The organism is Thiohalophilus sp. (assembly GCF_034521165.1).
Classification (GTDB): Bacteria; Pseudomonadota; Gammaproteobacteria; order UBA6429; family Thiohalophilaceae; genus Thiohalophilus.
In genome coordinates, this window is sequence record NZ_JAXHMV010000001.1 from 93,346 (window position 1) to 113,330 (window position 19,985).

Below are 19,985 nucleotides of genomic sequence, written 5' to 3' on the forward strand. Positions count from 1 at the left end.
GGGAGCGGGATATGCGCGGGGTTTTTCTGGATACAGGCAGTCTGGTGGCCAAAGCGGGGGAGCGCGGCGATCTCGATTTTGCGGCCATTAAAGCCTTGCCCATCGACTGGCATTATCATGCGTTCACCGAATCCGAGGCGGTCGTGGACCGTTTGCAAGGGGCCGAGGTGGTGGTGACCAACAAGGTGGTACTGGATGCGGCGCAGCTTGCCCGGTTGCCGGATCTGAAACTGATCGCGGTGGCGGCCACCGGCGTCAACAATGTGGACCTGGACGCGGCCAGCCGGCAAAACATTCAGGTGTGCAACGTGACCGGTTATGCCACCCCGTCGGTGGTGCAACATGTGTTCATGTTGATTCTCGCCCTGTTGCGCCAGCTGCCGGCCTATCGTGCGGCAGTGCGGGACGGACGCTGGCAGCAGAGTCGGCATTTTTGTCTGCTCGACTATCCTGTCGACGAGTTGCAGAACAAGAGACTCGGGATCATCGGTTACGGCGAACTGGGCCAGGCCGTGGCCCGCATGGGGGAGGCGTTCGGGATGCATTGCCTGATCGCGCGACGCAATGCACACGATCGGCGTCCCGGCCGGCTGGCACTGACGGAACTGTTGCAAAAGGCGGATGTTGTCTCTTTGCATTGCCCGCTCAGCGAGGAGACCCGCCATCTCATCGGCGCCGAACAGCTGGCTCTGATGAAACCCGGTGCCCTGTTGATCAATACCGCCCGGGGCGGCATTGTGGATGAGTCGGCGTTATACCAGGCGCTGCAGGAAGGCCACCTCGGCGGCGCCGGTGTGGATGTGCTGGCGCAGGAACCGCCGGCAGCGGATAATCCGTTGCTAGCAGCGCCACTGGATAACCTGATCGTGACGCCGCATATTGCCTGGGCCAGCCGGGCCGCGCGTCAGCGGCTGCTCGATCAGGTGGCGGATAACATTGCCGGTTATCTGGACGGTGGGCATGTTCCCAATGCCCTGTTGTAGCCGCTGGCATCACTTTTGTTTTTTCACAGGCTGCAAAGCGGGTCACACCAGGGCATGACAGGCTGTGATTAAACTCACAGAACTCTTTGTCAAAACGCCGTTACATAGGCGGCCCAATAATTCATGCATACCGACTCAAGGGGAGCGAAATCATGAAAGCATACTACGGATTCACCCTGGCCCTGCTGCTTGCCAGCGGCCAGCTGGTCGCCGCCGACGACGCGGCGGACGAACAGGACAGCATGCCTTACATCCCGGCCGAACAGGAATCGCAACAGGCCAGCCAGGATCAGGCCGGCGACGATCAGGTCAGCAAGGCCCAGGCCGCGGCGATGGAGCAGAGCGGTTTTTCTTCCGGTAGTGTCATGCGCTCGGCATTCACCACCCGCATCGAGGATCGTGAGCCGGTGGACGATGTTGCCCGGCTGGAGAATGATACCGAGGAAGTTTATTACTTCACCGAACTGCGCGACATGGAAGGTCAGACCGCCAGGCATCGCTGGGAATATCAGGGCGAAGTCATGGCTGAAGTTGAATTTGACGTCAAGGGACCGCGCTGGCGGGTCTGGTCCAGCAAACGGTTTGTGCCGGACTGGACGGGCGAGTGGCGTGTCAGTGTGGTCAACGCCGCCAACGAAGTGATTGCCGAAGACAGCTTTGACTATGTCGCCGAGTCCCAAGAGCCCGCCGCTGTCGAGATGGAAAACACCGGTGACATGGAAAATACCGGTGATCTTGAATAGTCCGGCGATTCAACGACTCAGCCAGTAAACTTCAAGGCCTTTCAGAGATGAAAGGCCTTTTTGGTTGTTATACCGGTCACAACCCCGCGCCATATTGAATGGCTGTTTCAAAATGAGCATAAACTTCCGTTTGTCGCCCCGGGGGTGACATTTATCGTCCTGCTGCTACTGTATTATTGGCGGCCTGAGCCGCAAACTATCCAGCATCATTCCCGGCCGGCACTGGTCCGGGTGGAGGGCGTATGCGAGAAAATCAAATTGAGCCTGTTGTGGGCCAGTGGTATCGGGATGTTGATGACAGGATTTTCGAAGTCGTGGCGAGTGACGAGGACAGCATCGAAATCCAGTTTTATGACGGGGATGTGGAAGAGCTGGAAATGGATATCTGGGACGAACTGGCGGTCATTGCCATTGCCGAACCCAATGATGCCAGTGGCCCGTTTGACGAGTTCGAGGATGAGCTGAATATTCTGGCCGAGGATTATCATCCCCGCCAGTGGAGCGCATAAAAGCCGGTGGCTTGCCACCAGCGTGCCTGTTACTTGTCGAGACTTTTATATTTGATGCGATGGGGCTGGGCGTCATCGCCGAGCCGGCGTTTGCGATCTTCTTCATAATCGGCGTAATTGCCTTCGAACCAGGTGACCTGGCTGTCGCCTTCGAAGGCCAGCATATGGGTGGCGACGCGATCCAGGAACCAGCGATCATGCGAGATGATCACCGCGCAACCGGGAAATTCGAGTAACGCCTGCTCCAGCGCGCGCAGGGTTTCCACGTCGAGATCGTTGGTCGGTTCGTCCAGCAACAGCAGGTTACCGCCGCTTTTAAGCAGCTTGGCCAGATGCACCCGGTTGCGTTCGCCGCCGGAGAGGTCGCCGACCCGCTTTTGCTGATCGCTGCCGCGAAAGTTGAAACGCCCGACATAGGCGCGGGAATTGATCTCGAAATCGCCGACGCTCATGATGTCCTGAGCGTCGGAAATCTCTTCCCAGACAGTCTTGCTGCCATCCAGCGCATCGCGGCTTTGATCCACGTAGGCCAGTTGCACGGTGTCGCCGACGCGCAGTTCGCCGTCATCGGGCTGTTCCTGGCCGACCAGCATACGAAACAGGGTGGTCTTGCCGGCGCCGTTGGGGCCGATGATACCGACGATGCCGCCGGGCGGCAGGTTGAAGCTGAGGTCATCCACCAGCAGCTTGTCGCCGAAACCCTTGCGAATGTGGTTGGCCTCGACCACCAGATCGCCGAGCCGCGGTCCGGGCGGAATGAACAGCTCGTTGGTTTCGTTACGCTTCTGATAATCCTTTGACGAGAGCTCCTCGAAGCGAGCCAGGCGCGCCTTGCTCTTGGCCTGGCGCCCCTTGGGATTGGTGCGTACCCACTCCAGTTCGCTCTTGATGGTCTTGATGCGTGACTGCTCCTGCTTCTCTTCCATCTCCAGTCGCTTTTCTTTTTGTTCCAGCCAGGAGGAATAGTTGCCCTGCCAGGGAATGCCTTCGCCGCGATCCAGCTCCAGGATCCAGCCGGCCACGTTGTCGAGGAAATAGCGGTCATGGGTTACCGCTACCACGGTGCCACTGTACTCATGTAAGAAGCGTTCCAGCCAGGCGACCGACTCGGCATCCAGGTGGTTGGTGGGCTCGTCCAGCAGCAGCATGTCGGGCTTGGAGAGCAGCAATTTGCACAGCGCGACGCGGCGTCGTTCGCCGCCGGAGAGTTTGCTGACCTCGGCATCCCAGGGGGGCAGGCGCAGGGCGTCGGCGGCGATCTCCAGGGTCCGCTCCAGGTTGTGACCGTCGGTGGCCTGGAGCAGGTTTTCCAGCTCGCCCTGCTCGGCGGCCAGGGCGTCGAAGTCGGCGTCCGGTTCGGCGTAGGCGGCATAGATTTCTTCCAGCCGGGCCTGGGCGTCCTTGATGTGCTGCAGGGCGCCTTCCACGTTCTCGCGCACGGTTTTGGTGTCGTCCAGCTCCGGCTCCTGGCGCAGGTAACCGATGTTGATGCCCGGTTGCGGGCGGGCCTCGCCCTCGATCTCGGTATCGAGCCCGGCCATGATGCGCAGCAGTGTCGATTTGCCCGCGCCATTGAGCCCCAGTACGCCAATCTTGGCGCCGGGGAAAAAGGACAGGGAGATGTCCTTGAGGATCGTGTGCTTGGGCGGGACTACCTTGCTGACGCGGTTCATGGTGTAGATATATTGAGCCATCGGTCTGCTTTTCTCCGGGAAAATCGTCTCTATTCAGAAGCCGACATTGTACCGGATCCGGGCGCGAGGAGGATACGGGATAGCCCCGGCTCACCCGGGCATCAAGTTTCGCCCGAAGCGGGCCGATAAGCTGTCAGCCTGATGTCATGATTGATGCGGCGCGTCTGGCTGCGCCCCCGGTACTGGTGAGGTCCTATGCGAACCCCTATGCGTGCACGCCCCAGCATTTTGCGGCGGCTGTTTGTTTCCTTTTTGACCTTCGGGTTAGCGGTGGCGCTGATTTTTCCGTTTTATGCGGAGTTTTTTGTCGAGTGGAAACCGGGCATGTATGTCTGGTTTGTCCTGGGCTGCATCCTGGCCGGGACCTCGATCGGTATCGTCAATTATTATCTGGTCCGCTGGATCCTGCTGAGCAAGCTACGTCAGATATCGGTTCTGGCCCGATCGGTCAGTGAAAAGGATCTCAGCCATAACTGCACGATCGAAAGTCATGATGTGGTGGGCGAGATTGTCACCAGCATTAACACCATGATCGACAATCTGCGCCATATTCTTCAAAACCTGCACAATGAGGCCGAATCCCTCAACGGGGCGGCCAATAATATGTCGGTGGTCATGGACACCAATGCGAGCGAGATCCAGACGCAGCGCACCATGGTGGAACAGGTTGCCACCGCGATTAACGAGATGGCGACCAGTGCCCGGCAAGTGGTGGGCCATGCGGGAGACGCGGCCGGTGCCGCCAGCCAGGCCGATGAGCAGGGCCGTACCGGCCGGGAAGTGGTCGGCGAAGCCAAACAGGCGGTCGATACCCTGGCGCGCAATGTGGAACAGGCTGACACCACGATCGGTCACCTGGAACAGGAGAGCGATAACATCGGTAACGTTTTGACGGTGATCACCGGGATTGCCGAACAGACCAATCTGCTGGCGCTCAATGCGGCGATCGAGGCGGCGCGCGCCGGCGAACAGGGCCGGGGTTTTGCCGTGGTCGCCGATGAGGTGCGCACCCTGGCCACGCGCACCCAGCAGTCCACCGAAGAGATTCGGGGCATGATCGAGCGCCTGCAGGCCGGTACCCGGGACGCGGTGAGCGTCATGTCCAGCAGCGGTGAGCTGGCCCGGCGCGGCGCGGGATTGAGCGAACAGGCGGCCAGCGCCCTGGCGGAGATTGCCGCCTCGATTGGGCAGATAGCCGAGATGAGCCAGCAGATCTCACATGCCGCCAAAGACCAGAGTACGGTCATCGAAGAGGTCAACCAGCAAATCGTGCAAATCAACGATGCCAGCGTGCACAGCAGCGAGCGCACCGCCCAGCTGAGCGGCGTCAGCCAGGAAGTCTCCCGCATGGCCGACAGCCTCCACCAGCTGGTCAGCGACTTCCGCCTGCAATAAACCAACGGATTCCAAACCACAAAGAACGGTTTGCGAAAAGCGCAAACTCTAACCCTGCGTTTCGCCTGTTTTTACCTCGTCACTCGTCCCTGAGCAGGAGGGGTTCCCTGCCGGGCTGATGTTGATATGATTACCGCATCGAACTTTCTGCGAGGAGCAGCGCATGCGGTCCGCATTATCCCAATCTGTCCTGATTATAAGTCTGGTTATCGGCGGGCTTCCCGTGGCCGGTGCGGTGCAACTGGACTTTGCGGCGGCGACATTGCAGAGCCGGCCCCTGGAGCGGGTCCTCGATGGCAAGGTCGAGGCGGTGCATGAGGCGACGGTCTCGGCCCAGACCTCCGGCCGCGTGGTCGAGATCAATTACGATGTTGATGATTACGTGGAAAAGGATGCGATATTACTGCGCTTCCGCGACAAGGATCAGCGGGCACGCTATAACGCGGCCAAGGCCAATTACGACGAAGCGCGCGCCGAATTCGAACGGGTCCAGGATATCTACGAGAAAAAACTGGTGGCCAGGTCGGCACTCGACAAGGCCGAGGCACGCCTGAAGTCGACCCGGGCGGATTTTGAGCTGGCCTCTGAGGAGCTGGAGAATACCCGCGTGCGGGCGCCCTACAGCGGCATCGTGGTCAAGCGCCATGTGGAGGTCGGTGAGCTGGCCAACGTCGGACAACCGCTGTTTACCGGCATTTCCCTGGAGCTGCTGCGTGTTTCGGTGGATATTCCGCAGGATATGGTGCGCGTGGTCCGCGAACGTCAGCAGGCACGGGTGATACTCGACACCAATGGCCAGACCAGTGTTCCCGGCGAGACGTTACGCATTTCACCGTATGCCAATCCGCAAAGTCACACCTTTAATGTGCGGGTGCGTTTGCCCGAGGGCGAGCATGGCATTTATCCCGGTATGTTTGCGAAAGTCGCTTTTGTGGTGGATGAGACACAGCGACTGGTGATTCCGGCCGGAGCGATTGTGCATCGCAGCGAAGTGACCGGGGTGTACGTGATCGATGCGCAGGAACAGCTGCAATTGCGTCAGATTCGAACCGGCGAGCACTTCGCCGACGGCATGGTCGAGGTTCTGGCCGGCCTGGCCGAAGGCGAGCGGGTGGCGCTGGATCCAATCCGGGCCACGGCGGCCTACAAGGAACAGTGGACGGGTGATGCACAATGAGCGATAAGCTGGGTGTCTCGGGCTCGCTGGCCCGGAAGTTTCTGACCTCGGAAATTACCCCGCTGCTGGCGCTGGTCGGCTTTTTGCTCGGGGTATTTGCGGTGATGGTGACACCCCGTGAGGAAGAGCCGCAGATCAATGTCACCTTCGCCAATGTCTTTATCGGTTTTCCCGGCGCCTCGGCGAAAGAGGTCGAGGAGCTGGTCAGTACCCCGGCGGAACAGATTCTCTCCGAGCTGGAAGGACTCAAGCATGTCTATTCGGTCTCGCGCCCCGGCATGTCGACCATTACCGTGCAGTTCAAAGTGGGCGAGGATCGCACCCAGGCGATCGTGCGCCTGTATAACGCGCTGTATTCCAAGCAGGACTGGCTACCGCCGGGCCTCGGTGTGGCCCAGCCGATCATCAAGCCCAAGGGCATCGACGATGTGCCCATCGTCTCCCTGACCCTGTGGAGCGAGGACGACAGTTACAGCGGTGAGGATCTGGGCAAGGTCGCCCATTCGATCGAATCGGAACTCAAACGCGTCAAGGGCACCCGGGATATTTACACCATCGGCGGGCCGGATCAGGTGGTGCATGTGCAATTCGATCCTGCCAGCCTGGCCGCCTATAACCTGGCGGTCTCCGATCTGCGTCGCGCCCTGCAACAGAGTAACGCCACCCGGCCGTCCGGTTATCTGGTCAATGAGAACCGGGAAATTCCGGTCCAGACCGGGACCTTTCTGAGCAGTGAGGCCGAGGTGAAGGATCTGATCGTCGGCGTCCATGAGGGCAAACCGGTTTACCTGCGCGATGTGGCGACTGTGCGGCGCGGGCCGGATCAACCCGAACACTATGTGCGTCTGGGTACCGGCCCGTCGGCAGCGGACAAGGGGATTGGCGCACAAGGCGAGTTTCCGGCCGTGACGCTCGCCATTGCCAAGCAGCCGGGCACCAACGCGGTCGATATTGCCGAGAATGTGATCGAGCGGGTGGAACAGATCAAGGGTATTTTTATTCCCGACGGGGTCAATGTCACCGTAACCCGTGATTACGGCAAGACCGCCAATGACAAGGCCATGACCCTGATCACCAAGCTGGTCTTCGCCACCGCCTCGGTGGTCTTGCTGGTCCTGCTGGCACTGGGTTGGCGCGAGGCGTTGATCGTTGGCGCGGCGGTCGTGATCACGCTGGCCATAACCCTGTTCGCCTCCTGGGCCTGGGGCTTTACCCTCAACCGTGTTTCGTTGTTCGCGCTGATCTTCTCCATTGGCATTCTGGTCGACGATGCCATCGTGGTGGTGGAGAACATTCACCGGCATATGCAGATGGGCGGCAAGAAACTGCTGGAAGCGATTCCCGTGGCCGTGGATGAAGTGGGCGGGCCGACGATTCTGGCTACTTTTACGGTCATCGCCGCGCTGCTACCCATGGCGTTTGTGACCGGCCTGATGGGGCCCTACATGAGTCCCATCCCCATCAATGCCAGTATCGGGATGTTGATCTCGCTGATCATCGCCTTTGTGGTGACACCCTGGATGGCCAACAAGGTACTGGGCCGCCAGCACGCCACCTCGCATGAAGCCAGCGAAGATCGGGTCACCGAATATCTGCACGGGCTGTTCAAAAAATATCTCGCGCCGTTTATGAACCGCGAGCAGGGCAAGTCGCGGCGGCGCAAGCTGTTCTATGTGATCATGGCGCTGATTGTCCTGTCGGTCAGCCTGGTCGGGTTCAAGCTGGTGGTGATGAAAATGCTGCCGTTTGATAACAAATCCGAATTCCAGGTGGTCGTGGACATGCCCGAGGGGGTCAGCGTGGAGCGGACCGATCGGGTACTGGGTGAACTGGGTCGTTACCTGGCCGGTGTGCCCGAGGTGACCGATTACCAGATGTATGCCGGCAATGCCTCGCCGATCAATTTCAATGGGCTGGTGCGCCAGTATTATCTGCGTGAAGGGGCCAATGTCGGGGACATTCAGGTCAATCTGGTCGACAAGGACAAACGGGATCGCAAAAGCCATACGATCGCCCAGGCCGTGCGCGGCCCCTTGCAGGAGATCGGGCGCCGCTATGACGCCAACGTCAAGGTGGTCGAAGTGCCGCCCGGTCCGCCGGTGATGTCGCCGCTGGTGGCGGAGGTCTACGGGCTGGATTACGAGGGCCAGATCCGCGTGGCCAAGCAGGTACGCGAGGTGTTTGAACAGACCCCGGATGTGGTCGACGTGGATGACAGCATCGAGGTCCAGTCGCCCAAATATATCCTGCGGGTCGATCAACAGAAGGCTGCCCTGCTGGGCATCAGCCAGCAGTCGGTGGTGACCGCGCTGTCGGCGGCGCTCAGCGGCGAGGATGCCAGTTATCTGCATCCGGGGAATCTCAAGTACCCGCTGCCGATCCGGATGGAATTCAAGGTGGCCGACAAGGCGCGGCTCGACAGTCTGTTGCTGTTGCCGATTCGCAGCCGTGAGGGCAACCTGGTGCCCCTGTCCGACTTTGTCGAGATCGTGCCGACCCGTCGCGAACATGCCATTTATCACAAGGATCTGCTGCCGGTGGTGTTTGTTAACGGCGATGCGGCCGGCCAGCTCGACAGTCCCCTGTACGCCATGTTCGATATCTACGGCAGTCTGGACGAACTGGATATCGGTCAGGGGCGGCCGCTCAACCAGTTTTTGATCAGTCAGCCCGACAATCCCTATCAGTACGGCATCAAGTGGGACGGCGAGTGGCAGGTGACCTACGAGACCTTCCGCGACATGGGCATCGCCTATTCGGTCGGCTTGCTGCTGATCTATCTGCTGGTGGTGGGGCAGTTCCGCTCTTATCTGGTGCCGCTGATCATCATGGCGCCGATTCCGCTGACGCTCATCGGCGTCATGCCGGGCCACGCCCTGTGGGGCGCCCAGTTCACCGCTACTTCTATGATCGGCATGATCGCCCTGGCGGGGATTATCGTGCGCAACTCGATCCTGCTGGTGGATTTCATCAATCAGGAGGTCGCCGCCGGCGTGCCATTCCAGGACGCGGTGTTGCGCTCGGGCGCGGTGCGGGCCAAGCCGATTGCCCTGACCGGGGTGGCGGCGATGCTCGGCGCCATGTTTATTCTGGATGACCCCATCTTCAGCGGACTGGCCCTGTCGCTGATCTTCGGGATTCTGGTCTCGACCCTGCTCACCCTGGTGGTGATTCCGGTGCTGTACTACGCCTTCATGTACAAGCGTATGGAAGCCTAGCCCGAACGAAAAATCCTGAAATTCAGCAGGTTAAAACGGTCCCAGGCGGCAAAAATGCGTTTTGTTTTGCCGCCAGACTTGCTACCATTTCGTCCCTTAGTTTTACCGATGCATACATAGATAAAGATTATTATCACGGTAGTGCCCGAGAGGACGGATGGCGGACAGACGATTACAGGTATTTCAGACCGTGGCCCGGTTGCTGAGCTTTACCAAGGCGGCCGAAGAATTGCACATGACCCAGCCGGCAGTGACCTTCCAGGTGCGCCAGCTGGAAGAGCAGTTCAATACCCGCCTGTTTGATCGCACTCACAACCGCATCAGCCTGACCGATGCGGGACAGCGCGTGTATGAGTGTGCCAACCGGATCTTCGAGCTGTATGCCGAAATGGACAACGCGGTGCGCGAGCTGACCGGGGATGTCAGCGGGGTACTGATCATCGGTGCCAGTTCGACCATTGCCGAATACATGCTGCCCGAGCTGCTGCGCGATTTCAAAAAACAATACCCCGATGTCACCATCCGCCTGCGCGTGGCCAATACCGACGGTATCGTCAGCATGGTGGAGAACAATGCCATCGACCTGGGCGTGGTCGAGGCGCCGGTCAGCAACAAGAATCTGGTGGTCGAGGAGTGTCGCACCGACAAGCTGGTGCTGATCGTGCCCCCGGAACACCCCCTGGCGCAGCAGGACGTGGTACCGGTCAAGCAGATCGCCGATTATCCCTTTATCTGCCGCGAAGAAGGCTCCGGGACCCGCGAGGTGATGCTGGAGAGTATGACCCGGGCCGGGATCCACGCCACCGATCTGAATCTGTCCATGGAGCTCGGCAGTCTGGAGGCGATCAAGGGCGCGGTGGAGGCCGGCATGGGCGTCTCGGTACTGTCCAGCGCGACGATCGAAAAAGAGCTCAAGCTGGGGACCCTGGTGGCGGTCAAGCTGGATCCCCCGGTGGAACGGCCCTTTTCCTTCGTCCATCAAAAGCAGAAATTCAAGATTCGGGCGATGGATGAGCTGCTCAGTTTCGCCCGCGCCTACTGCAAGTCCCACCCACATTGATTTATCATCGGTCTGTGACTCTCAACACGGGACCGATCAGTGAGTAAGCCCGAAAACCAACTACTTGACTGTTTTTATCAGTTACCTGACGAGGCGCGGCAAAATCTGCTGGATTTCGCCGAATTTCTGGTGCAGCGCCATGCCGTGAGCTCGCCGGTAACCGATGAGCCCCTGAATCTGCCCCGCCCGGACAATGAAACCGTGATCGCGGCCATCAAGCGCCTCTCCCGCACCTACCCGATGCTGAACAAGGACAAGCTGCTGCACGAGACCTCCGGACTGGTCACCGAACACATGATGCGCGGGCGCGATGCGGTCGAAGTGATCGATGAACTGGAGCGCATTTTCGAGCGCCATTATCAGTCGCTCAACAAAGAAGAATAAGCCGCATGCTGGAACTGCTCAAAAACTGGTACAACCGTTATTTTTCCGATCCCCAGGCGGTGCTGTTGGCATTCATCCTGATCATCGGTTTTACCGTGATCCTCACTCTGGGCAACATGCTCGCCCCAGTGCTGGCGGCCGTCGTCATTGCCTATCTGCTGGAAGGCATTGTGTGCAAGCTGGAAGATCACCGGGTTCCGCGTTTCTGGGCAGTGGTGCTGGTCTTTATCGTGTTTTTGATCTTTTTATTCTTCCTGTTTCTGGGCGTTGCACCGGTCATCACCTCGCAGTTACAGGAACTGATCCAGGAATTGCCCCGGTATTTTTATCGTTTGCAACAGAGCCTGCTGGAGCTGCCGGAACACTATGCTTTTATTTCCGAAGAGCAGGTCAAGGATCTGACCCAGCTGGTTAATCGCGAGATTGCCTCACTGGGGCAAAAGATCGTGACCCTGTCACTGGCATCGATTACCAACCTGGTGGTGTTGATGGTGTACGCGGTGCTGCTGCCGCTGATGGTGTTCTTCTTTCTCAAGGACAAAAAGCCCATCATTGCCTGGGCTACCAGTTTCCTGCCAAAGGAACGCGCCCTGGCCAACCAGGTCTGGGCCGAGATGGACCAGCAACTGGGAAACTATGTGCGTGGCAAGTTCTGGGAAATTCTGATCGTCGGTATTACCTCCTATGTAACTTTCGAATTGCTGGGCCTTAAATATTCCATTCTGCTGTCGGCACTGGTCGGGGTCTCGGTGGTGGTACCTTATATCGGCGCCACGGTGGTGACGATACCGGTGGCGCTGGTAGCTTACATGCAGTGGGGCGTGGGACCGGACTTTGTCTGGGTCGTTGTCGCCTACGGCATCATCCAGGCGCTGGACGGCAATGTGCTGGTACCGCTGCTGTTCTCCGAAGTGGTCAACCTGCATCCCATCGCCATCATCGTCAGCGTGCTGGTGTTCGGCGGATTGTGGGGCTTCTGGGGCATCTTCTTCGCCATCCCGCTCGCCACCCTGGTCAAGGCCTCCCTCAGCGCCTGGCCCCGCGCCTCCGAACGCATCCACAAGGAGGAAGAACAACGCGAACAACAGGCCCAGCAAACCCAGTAGTGAGAGAGTTGTGGAAAGTAACGCCAAGAACGCAAAGACGCGGAGGACGCAAAGTTATTGGTTTTTGAATTTACCCCGGGGTTATATCTGTCGTAACCAGCCGCCAAAACTCTTATATTCTAAAAACTTTATAAAAGACTTCTTTGCGTTCTTGGCGTCTTTGCGTCCTCCGCGTTTTTTCCAGCAGTATATCTAGAGCACTTCCGATGAGTAGTCGGCCAGGCGGGAGCGTTCGCCGCGGACCAGGGTGATGTGGCCGCTGTGTTCCCAGCCCTTGAAACGATCCACCACGTAGGTCAGTCCGGAGGTGGTTTCGGACAGGTAGGGGGTGTCGATCTGGGCGATGTTGCCCAGGCAGATGACCTTGGTGCCGGGGCCGGCGCGGGTGATCAGGGTCTTGAGCTGTTTGGAGGTCAGGTTCTGCGCCTCGTCGATGATGATATAGCGGTTCAGGAAGGTTCGCCCGCGCATGAAGTTCACCGAGCGGATCTTGATCCGCTTGCTGAGCAGATCGTTGGTGGCCTGACGTCCCCATTCGCCACCGAATTCGGTGTTGGTCAGCACTTCGAGATTGTCCATTAAAGCCCCCATCCAGGGCGTCATTTTCTCTTCTTCGGTGCCGGGCAGGTAGCCGATATCCTCGCCCACCGGGACAGTGACCCGGGTCATGATGATCTCGCTGTAGCGTTTTTGCTCCAGCGTCTGTTCCAGGCCGGCGGCCAGGGTCAGCAGGGTCTTGCCGGTGCCGGCCATGCCGAGCAGGCTGACAAAGTCGATGTCGGGATCCGTCAGCAGGTTGAGCGCATAGTTCTGTTCGCGATTGCGGGCGTTGATACCCCACACGGCATGATTGGGATTACGGTAATCGCGAACCGTTTCTATGACGGCGCCGTCGTCACCCTCGATGCGACGCACGATGGCATCAAACGGGGTACTCTCCTGATCGCTGAACAGAAACTCGTTGGGTGACCAGTTTTCAATATCCGGCCCCTTGAGTCGATAGAACGTGCGCCCCTCCTCGATCCAGGATTCCATCTCACGGGCATGGCGATCCCAGAACGCCTTTTCCAGCTGATAATGCCCGGTATACAGCAGGTCCACATCTTCCAGGACCCGGTCGTTACGGTAATCCTCGGCGTGGATGCCGACCACGGCGGCCTTGATACGCAGATTGATATCCTTGGTGACCAGGGTGACCTGCTGGTCCTGCCGGTTTTCCTGCAGAGCCAGGGCGGTGCCCAGGATGTTGTTATCGGGCAGGTTACCGGGCAGGTGATGGGGCAGAGAATCGGGATAGGCGCGGGTCTGGAAAAATAGTTTGCCATTGAGCTGTTGAGCCAGCTCCTTGCCGTTTTGCGGTTTTTGATTTGTCAGCGATTCCAGTTGCGCGTTTAGCGGCAATCCCTGTTCGATCGTTTCATGGCTGGCGCCCGAGAGCAGTTCGTCCAGAAAGCGACTGGCCTGACGCGCATTTCGCGCGACTTCGGTACGGCCTTTTTTATTGTTATCCAGCTCTTCGAGTACCATCATTGGCACGAACACATCGTGTTCCTGAAACCGGAACAAAGAAGTGGGATCGTGCATCAGTACATTGGAATCCACGACGAACAGACGTTTACTCATAAATTACTGACAACCTGGTTGTTGGGATGAAGGGGCCCGCTTCGGGCAATGCAGTGCGCTGGTTCGATTGTGAAGTGTCGCCACCGAAACACCGAATACACCGATGTCACCAATAGTGAAGCATTTTGCTGGAATATTTTTCAGTGTTTTCGGTGTACTCAGTGTCATCGGTGGTCAAATTCCTCATGCCCTGGAATACAGGCAAAGCCGCATGCAAACGAAGATCCGTTGCCGGATCCAGGTCTAGTTGAGTTGCTTGACGGCAGCGAGGACTTCCTCGGCATGGCCGTTGACCTTGACCTTGCGCCATTCCTGACGAAGCTTGCCTTTATCGTCGATCAGAAACGTGCTGCGCTCGATACCGCGCACCTTTTTGCCGTACATATTTTTCATTTTGATGACATCGAACAGGTTGCAGACGGTCTCTTCCTTGTCGGACAACAGGTCGAAGGGAAATTCCTGTTTGGCCTTGAAGTTTTCGTGCGATTTGATGCTGTCGCGGGAGATGCCGAGGACCACCGTATTCTGGCGTTTGAATTTGGCGTGGTTGTCCCCAAAGGCCTGCCCCTCGCGGGTGCAGCCGGGGGTGCTGTCCCTGGGATAGAAGTACAGTACCACGTTCTTGCCCTTGAAATCGGACAGGGCAATGTCCTGATCGCCGGTGGCCGGCAGGGTGAAGTCAGGGACTTTCTTGCCGAGGCTCACTGTGTCGCTCATGACGGTTTGATTCTCCCTGCTAAAAAATGTCGCCTGTAAATGATAGTAGCTTCAAACCGGCTCCATGGGCAAATCACGACAACGGGATCACCGAAAACACTGAATGCACCGAAATAAAAGTAGCTTTTTTGCTCTTTGTGCAGTTTCTGTTTCAGTGGGTTCGGTGCTTTCGGTGTTGCCGGTGGTTCAGCATATTCCTGCTCAGTCGATATTAACCGTACGCAGTTGCTCGGCGGCTTCTTCCGGGCTGATGGTGTTGACGAACAGCCCGGAACCGAGCTCAAACCCGGAAGGGATGCTGGTGCGGGGGCAGATCTCCAGATGCCAGTGATAGCTGCCGCGGCAATCGCCGTAGTCCTCGCCCCGCGGTCGCGTGTGCAAGAAGTAATTGTATTGCGCGCCCCCGATGACCGCGTCCAGCCGGGCCATGGTACGTTTGAGTACCCGCGCCAGATCCGCCAGATCTTCGGCCGACGCGTCGAGAAAATCACTGTTGTGTTCCAGCGGCAGGATGTGAATTTCCCATTCATAGCGGCTGGCGAAGGGCTTGATGGCGATAAACCGCTCCCCCCGTTCGACCACATACTGGCCGACATTGATTCGGCGCACGATCTTGCCCGAGTCCCGATCGTAGATGGTAGTCTCGAAAGTGAGAGCCTCGTCGATCAGAGTGCAGAAGATGCAGTGGTGGTGTTTTTTGTAATATTCGCGACTGTGTTCGACCTCTTCGTGCAGATTCTGGGGGACCACCGGCAGGGCGATGAGCTGGCTGTGGGTATGGGCCATGCTGGCACCGGCGGCGGGGCCGAAGTTTTTGAAAATCAGGATGTATTTGAGCCGGTCATCCAGGGCATACAGTTCGGCGGAACGGTCCTGATAGGCCTGAAACAGCGTGGCCAGATGGGATTCGCTCATTTCATGAACGGCAATACCGTGGGCGTAATGATCGATGATGACCTCGTGCCGGCCATAGCCGTCAATGGCCTGCTGCAGACCAAACACCAGCCCGGCCTTGTCGCGGTCATCGCCCAGCACCGGATAGAGGTTCTCCACCAGGCGCACGATCCATTCGCCATTTTCTTCGTAGCGTTTGAGTTCCGGGGGGGTTTTTTCCTCGTTACCGCGACAGAACGGACACGTTTCCACATGCCGGCGGGTGTCGCGCGGGGCGGGGGCCTCCTCCTTGCGCGGGCGCATGCTGCGGGCGGTGGCGATCAGGACCGATTCGCTGGGCACAATCGGGTTGATGCGGATTTCGCGGATACCATTTTCCGTTTCGGACATGCCCGACTCCTGTATTATGCGGGGGATTCGGGTGAAAATACCGGGATTCGCCGCGCTTGTTGAACAGTTATATTTTATGGCCCTACAGGGTGGCTTAATATTCGCCCGGCAGGGCGAGGTTGTCAGCCAGGTCGGTTGACCACCGAAAGCACCAACTATGCGGAAAACACCGAAAACGGGCCAGCTGATGGTGAATTTCTGTTCAGTGACTCCGGTGTTTTCCGTGTGCTCGCTGGTGCCGGTATTCCCGGGTGGCCGGCGCGCAAACCGGTAAATTTGGCGGCAACCCCCGGTTTGAGTCCGGTGGCGGGCCGCTTGTCAGGGCTGGTGGGCCCAAGTACCATGAGCGTTTTTTGCGGAGAGGGGTATGTTTCAGGGGAGTATGGTGGCACTGGCCACCCCCATGCACGAGGATGGCCGGGTCGATGAGGCCGCGCTGACGGCGCTGGTGGAGTTCCATATCGAGAACCAGACCGACGCCATTGTCGCGGTGGGCACCACCGGTGAATCGGCGACACTGGATGAGACCGAGCACTGCCAGGTGGTCAAACAGGTGGTCGAGCAGGCCCGTGGCCGGATTCCGGTGATCGCCGGTACCGGCTCCAATTCCACCCGTGAAGCCATCGAGCTGACCCGCTGTGCCAAAGAGGTCGGCGCGGACGCCTGTTTGCTGGTGACGCCCTACTACAACAAACCGACCCAGGAAGGGCTCTATCAGCACTTCAAGGCGGTGGCCGAGGCGGTGGCGATCCCGCAGATCCTGTACAACGTCCCGGGGCGCACGGCGGTCGATATGCTGCCCGAGACCGTGGCCCGCCTGTCGGCCATCGACAATATTGTCGGTATCAAGGATGCCACCGGGGATGTGCAACGGGCCCGCGATATTCTTGCTCAGTGTGGTCCGGATTTCGAGGTCTACAGTGGCGACGATGGGACCGCCATGGCGCTGATGCTGGCCGGCGCCCACGGCGATATCTCGGTGACGGCCAATGTGGCGCCCAAAATGATGCACGAGATGTGCATGGCGGCGATCGCCGGCGAGCGGGAGACCGCGACGCGCCTCAACGATCAGCTGATGGGGCTGCACAACAACCTGTTCCTCGAAGCCAACCCGATTCCGGTCAAATGGGCCCTGTACGACATGGGGCTGATTCCGATCGGGATTCGCCTGCCGCTGACGGTACTCGCCCCCGAGCATCAGACCATTGTGCATGACGAATTGCGCAAACTGGGCCTGGTCGACGCCTGATTGATTTTCATTTGCAGAAGGACTGACTTACATGACGCGCCGTTACGGCTATGAGTTGATTGTGTTGGCGCTGGCCCTGGGCCTCGGCGCCTGTGCCGGATCGCCGGAAAAGGATTATCGGGCGATTTATTCCCAGGCGGAGGAAAAACAAGCCCGAACGCTGGATGTGCCCCCGGAACTTGGTCGCCCGCGGGGCAACGCGCAGATGCAGATCCCCTCGATCGGCGATCAGGCCCGCTATTCGGGCCAGCCGGACGCCGGCGCGACTGACCGCGTCGTCGCCACTTCCCGGCAGGCCCGTTTCGTTCGCGAAGGGGACATGCACTGGCTGGAAGTGACCCTGGCCCCGGAACAGGTCTGGGACGCCGGTCGCGAGTTTTTCCAGTCACTGGGCTTCGAGATTACCCGCGAAGACCGGCAGGTCGGGGTGATGGAGACCAACTGGCAGGAGCGGCGCGAGCGGATCCCGGGCAACTGGCTGACAAAAATGCTCGATAAGTTCAGTTCCAGCGGTTATCAGGATCGTTACCGGCTGCGCCTGGAACGTCTGCCGCAGGGGGGCTCGCGGGTCTTTATCAGCCATCGGGGACTGGAAGAGATCGTCACCGGCGGAGGCGGGGTTGATGTTGTCGAGACCGCCTGGGTCCCGCGCGAGCCGGACCCGGGTCTGGAAACCGAACTGCTGCAACGCTTTTTGATCTCGCTGGGCGGTGAGGCGGAGCAGGCCGAGCAGATCGTCGCTGACAGTGAACCGGCCAAGCGGACCCGTTTCGTGCAGCAACAGGATGAACGGGTTTTGCAGGTCAACGAGACCTTTGCCCGCACCTGGCGCCGGGTCGGGCTGGCGCTGGATCGCGTCGGTTTGCGGGTCGAGGATCGCAATCGTTCCGAAGGCACCTACTTCATCCGTTTGACCGAGGAGTTCAAGGCCAAGGAACAAAAAGGATTCTGGGCCAGCCTGTTGAGTGACGAGGAGCAGGGCGAAACAGTCGATGAGCTGCTGTTACGGGTGCAACAGCAGGGAGAGGTAACGAATATACGACTGCGTGACAGAGACGGCGCGCAGGTCGAACCGGCACTGGTCAAACGCCTGCTGGAGGACATTGAAGTCCACCTGCGCTAACCGGTCGCCTCGGGCATGAATGGGGAGCAGTTGTGCGATTTGCACTGATCGGCAGCGGCAGCAAGGGGAACGGGACGCTCATCGAGCACGGGCAAACCCGTATTCTGATCGATTGCGGTTTCTCCCTGCGCGAGACCGAAGCGCGCCTGCGGCGACTGGGCTGCGAACCACAGTCGCTGAATGCGATCGTGGTAACCCATGAACACGGCGATCATATTCGCGGCGTGGGGCTGCTGGCGCGGCGCTACGGGGTGCCGGTCTGGGCCACGCGCGGCACGGTCAATGGCACGCAGCCGGGCAAGGTGCCGCAGTTGAACCTGTTTGATGTCCATCAGTCACTGGCGATTGGCGATCTCGAGCTGCAGCCGTTTCCGGTCCCGCACGATGCCCGCGAACCCTGCCAGTTTCTGTTCAGTGACGGCGATCGGACGCTGGGGCTGTTGACCGATACCGGCTGCAGTACAGCGCATATTCATGCCTGCCTGTCAGATTGCGATGCGCTGATTCTCGAATGCAATCACGATCCGCAGATGCTGGCCGAAGGGCCCTATCCAACGGGTCTCAAGCAACGGGTTGGCGGCGACTGGGGCCACTTGAGTAATGCCCAGGCCGCGCGGATACTGACCGAGATCGATACCGGTGGCCTGCATTATCTGGTGGCGGCCCATTTGAGCGACAAGAACAATACCCCGGCACTGGCGCGTGACGCGCTGGCCGGGGCGCTGGGCTGCAAGCTCGCCGATATCGAAGTGGCCTGTCAGGAACAGGGAACCGACTGGCGCGATGTCTGAAGCCCATTAACCGCATAACTGCTTGTGAGGATACACCGCATGCAAAAACAGCAGGAACTCTACGCTGGCAAGGCCAAAACCGTTTTTACCACCGATGACCCGGATCGCTTGATCCTGGAGTTTCGTAACGACACCTCGGCCTTCGACGGGGAGAAACTGGCCCAGCTGGAACGCAAGGGTATGGTCAACAACAAGTTCAATGCCTTCATCATGCAGCAATTGCAACAGGCCGGTATCCCCACCCATTTTGAAAGCCTGCTGTCCGATCAGGAATCGGTGGTCAAGAAACTGGCGATGTTGCCTATCGAATGCGTGGTGCGCAATCTCAGCGCCGGCAGTCTGTGCCGCCGCCTCGGCGTCGAGGAAGGCCAGTCGTTGAATCCGCCGGTATTCGAATTTTTTCTCAAGGACGATGCGCTGCATGATCCCATGATCAACGATTACCACATCCTGGCGTTCGACTGGGCCACGGCGGCGGAAATCGAACGCATGAAACAGCTGACCTTTGCGGTCAATGACGTGCTGAAGCGCTTGTTTGAACAGGCCGGGCTGTTGCTGGTGGATTACAAGCTGGAGTTCGGCCGCTTCGAGGGGGAACTGCTGCTGGGCGATGAGTTCACGCCCGATGGCTGTCGTCTGTGGGATGCGCAAACCCGCGACAAGCTGGACAAGGATCGTTTCCGCCAGGGACTCGGCGGCGTCGTCGAAGCCTACGAGGAAGTCGCCCGCCGGCTGGGCATTGCTTTGAGTTGACTCGCCGGGCGTTTTTGACCCCGCTCAAACCACGGTATTCGATAAGGAAATTTCCCCGCGCTAAAACTTTCTCAGGGTAAACCCTGATTATTACTATAAAGTTACCGTCCGTTGGGCCGACATGTAAATTAAGGCGACAGGGTTGTTTCTGTCGCTGCCGAGCAATATCAGTAAAC

17 protein-coding genes are annotated in these 19,985 nt (G+C 58.9%); 13 read left to right on the forward strand and 4 right to left on the reverse strand.

Annotated elements, in window-relative coordinates:
* Positions 1-11 precede the first annotated feature (11 nt).
* The 3 genes from U5K34_RS00485 (at position 12) to U5K34_RS00495 (ending at position 2,235) form a co-directional block, all read left to right on the forward strand.
* Positions 12-983, forward strand: coding sequence for a 2-hydroxyacid dehydrogenase (locus U5K34_RS00485; protein ID WP_322566574.1), 972 nt, complete (start codon positions 12-14; stop codon positions 981-983).
* 152 nt (positions 984-1,135) lie between these two features.
* Positions 1,136-1,726 carry a DUF2914 domain-containing protein gene (locus U5K34_RS00490; RefSeq protein ID WP_322566575.1) on the forward strand — a complete coding sequence of 197 codons (591 nt, stop codon included), beginning with the start codon at positions 1,136-1,138 and terminating at the stop codon, positions 1,724-1,726.
* A 242-nt stretch (positions 1,727-1,968) separates the two neighbouring features.
* Positions 1,969-2,235 carry a DUF6763 family protein gene (locus U5K34_RS00495; RefSeq protein WP_322566576.1) on the forward strand — a complete coding sequence of 89 codons (267 nt, stop codon included), beginning with the start codon at positions 1,969-1,971 and terminating at the stop codon, positions 2,233-2,235.
* 29 nt (positions 2,236-2,264) lie between these two features.
* Here U5K34_RS00495 and ettA read toward each other — a convergent pair whose 3' ends face one another.
* Positions 2,265-3,929 carry an energy-dependent translational throttle protein EttA gene (ettA, locus tag U5K34_RS00500; protein WP_322566577.1) on the reverse strand — a complete coding sequence of 555 codons (1,665 nt, stop codon included), beginning with the start codon at positions 3,927-3,929 and terminating at the stop codon, positions 2,265-2,267.
* 207 nt (positions 3,930-4,136) lie between these two features.
* Here ettA and U5K34_RS00505 point away from each other — a divergent pair, with 207 nt between their 5' ends.
* The 6 genes from U5K34_RS00505 to U5K34_RS00530 all read left to right on the forward strand — a co-directional run bounded on the left by U5K34_RS00505 (position 4,137) and on the right by U5K34_RS00530 (position 12,269).
* Positions 4,137-5,324 (forward strand): methyl-accepting chemotaxis protein, encoded by a 1,188-nt coding sequence (locus U5K34_RS00505; protein ID WP_322566578.1) that lies wholly within the window; start codon positions 4,137-4,139, stop codon positions 5,322-5,324.
* 163 nt (positions 5,325-5,487) lie between these two features.
* Positions 5,488-6,501 (forward strand): efflux RND transporter periplasmic adaptor subunit, encoded by a 1,014-nt coding sequence (locus U5K34_RS00510; protein ID WP_322566579.1) that lies wholly within the window; start codon positions 5,488-5,490, stop codon positions 6,499-6,501.
* A complete protein-coding gene (locus U5K34_RS00515) occupies positions 6,498-9,719 on the forward strand; it encodes an efflux RND transporter permease subunit (protein WP_322566580.1) in 3,222 nt (1,073 codons plus the stop codon). The genes U5K34_RS00510 and U5K34_RS00515 overlap by 4 nt, the downstream gene beginning before the upstream one ends.
* Before the next feature lie 157 nt (positions 9,720-9,876).
* Entirely contained in the window at positions 9,877-10,779 is a 903-nt protein-coding gene (locus tag U5K34_RS00520; protein WP_322566581.1) for a selenium metabolism-associated LysR family transcriptional regulator, read from the forward strand.
* Positions 10,780-10,818: 39 nt separating this feature from the next.
* Complete coding sequence (locus U5K34_RS00525; protein ID WP_322566582.1) at positions 10,819-11,163, forward strand: hypothetical protein; 345 nt, start codon at positions 10,819-10,821, stop codon at positions 11,161-11,163.
* 5 nt (positions 11,164-11,168) lie between these two features.
* A complete protein-coding gene (locus U5K34_RS00530; protein WP_322566583.1) occupies positions 11,169-12,269 on the forward strand; it encodes an AI-2E family transporter in 1,101 nt (366 codons plus the stop codon).
* Between the two features lie 192 nt (positions 12,270-12,461).
* Here U5K34_RS00530 and U5K34_RS00535 read toward each other — a convergent pair whose 3' ends face one another.
* The 3 genes from U5K34_RS00535 to U5K34_RS00545 form a co-directional block, all read right to left on the reverse strand.
* Entirely contained in the window at positions 12,462-13,892 is a 1,431-nt protein-coding gene (locus tag U5K34_RS00535; protein WP_322566584.1) for a PhoH family protein, read from the reverse strand.
* Between the two features lie 243 nt (positions 13,893-14,135).
* The gene (locus tag U5K34_RS00540; RefSeq protein ID WP_322566585.1) at positions 14,136-14,609 is read right to left on the reverse strand and encodes a peroxiredoxin; all 474 of its coding nucleotides are present in this window, start codon (positions 14,607-14,609) and stop codon (positions 14,136-14,138) included.
* Between the two features lie 201 nt (positions 14,610-14,810).
* Positions 14,811-15,893 carry a DUF4931 domain-containing protein gene (locus U5K34_RS00545; protein ID WP_322566586.1) on the reverse strand — a complete coding sequence of 361 codons (1,083 nt, stop codon included), beginning with the start codon at positions 15,891-15,893 and terminating at the stop codon, positions 14,811-14,813.
* A gap of 367 nt (positions 15,894-16,260) precedes the next feature.
* Between U5K34_RS00545 and dapA the strand changes: the two genes are divergently transcribed.
* Genes dapA through purC form a run of 4 tightly spaced genes read left to right on the forward strand, consistent with a single transcriptional unit; the run spans position 16,261 to position 19,809 of the window.
* Complete coding sequence (gene dapA, locus U5K34_RS00550; protein ID WP_322566587.1) at positions 16,261-17,142, forward strand: 4-hydroxy-tetrahydrodipicolinate synthase; 882 nt, start codon at positions 16,261-16,263, stop codon at positions 17,140-17,142.
* 31 nt (positions 17,143-17,173) lie between these two features.
* Positions 17,174-18,265 carry an outer membrane protein assembly factor BamC gene (gene bamC / locus U5K34_RS00555; protein ID WP_322566588.1) on the forward strand — a complete coding sequence of 364 codons (1,092 nt, stop codon included), beginning with the start codon at positions 17,174-17,176 and terminating at the stop codon, positions 18,263-18,265.
* Positions 18,266-18,297: 32 nt separating this feature from the next.
* Positions 18,298-19,056 (forward strand): MBL fold metallo-hydrolase, encoded by a 759-nt coding sequence (locus U5K34_RS00560; RefSeq protein ID WP_322566589.1) that lies wholly within the window; start codon positions 18,298-18,300, stop codon positions 19,054-19,056.
* Positions 19,057-19,095: 39 nt separating this feature from the next.
* Positions 19,096-19,809 (forward strand): phosphoribosylaminoimidazolesuccinocarboxamide synthase, encoded by a 714-nt coding sequence (gene purC / locus U5K34_RS00565; RefSeq protein ID WP_322566590.1) that lies wholly within the window; start codon positions 19,096-19,098, stop codon positions 19,807-19,809.
* Positions 19,810-19,985 lie beyond the last annotated feature (176 nt).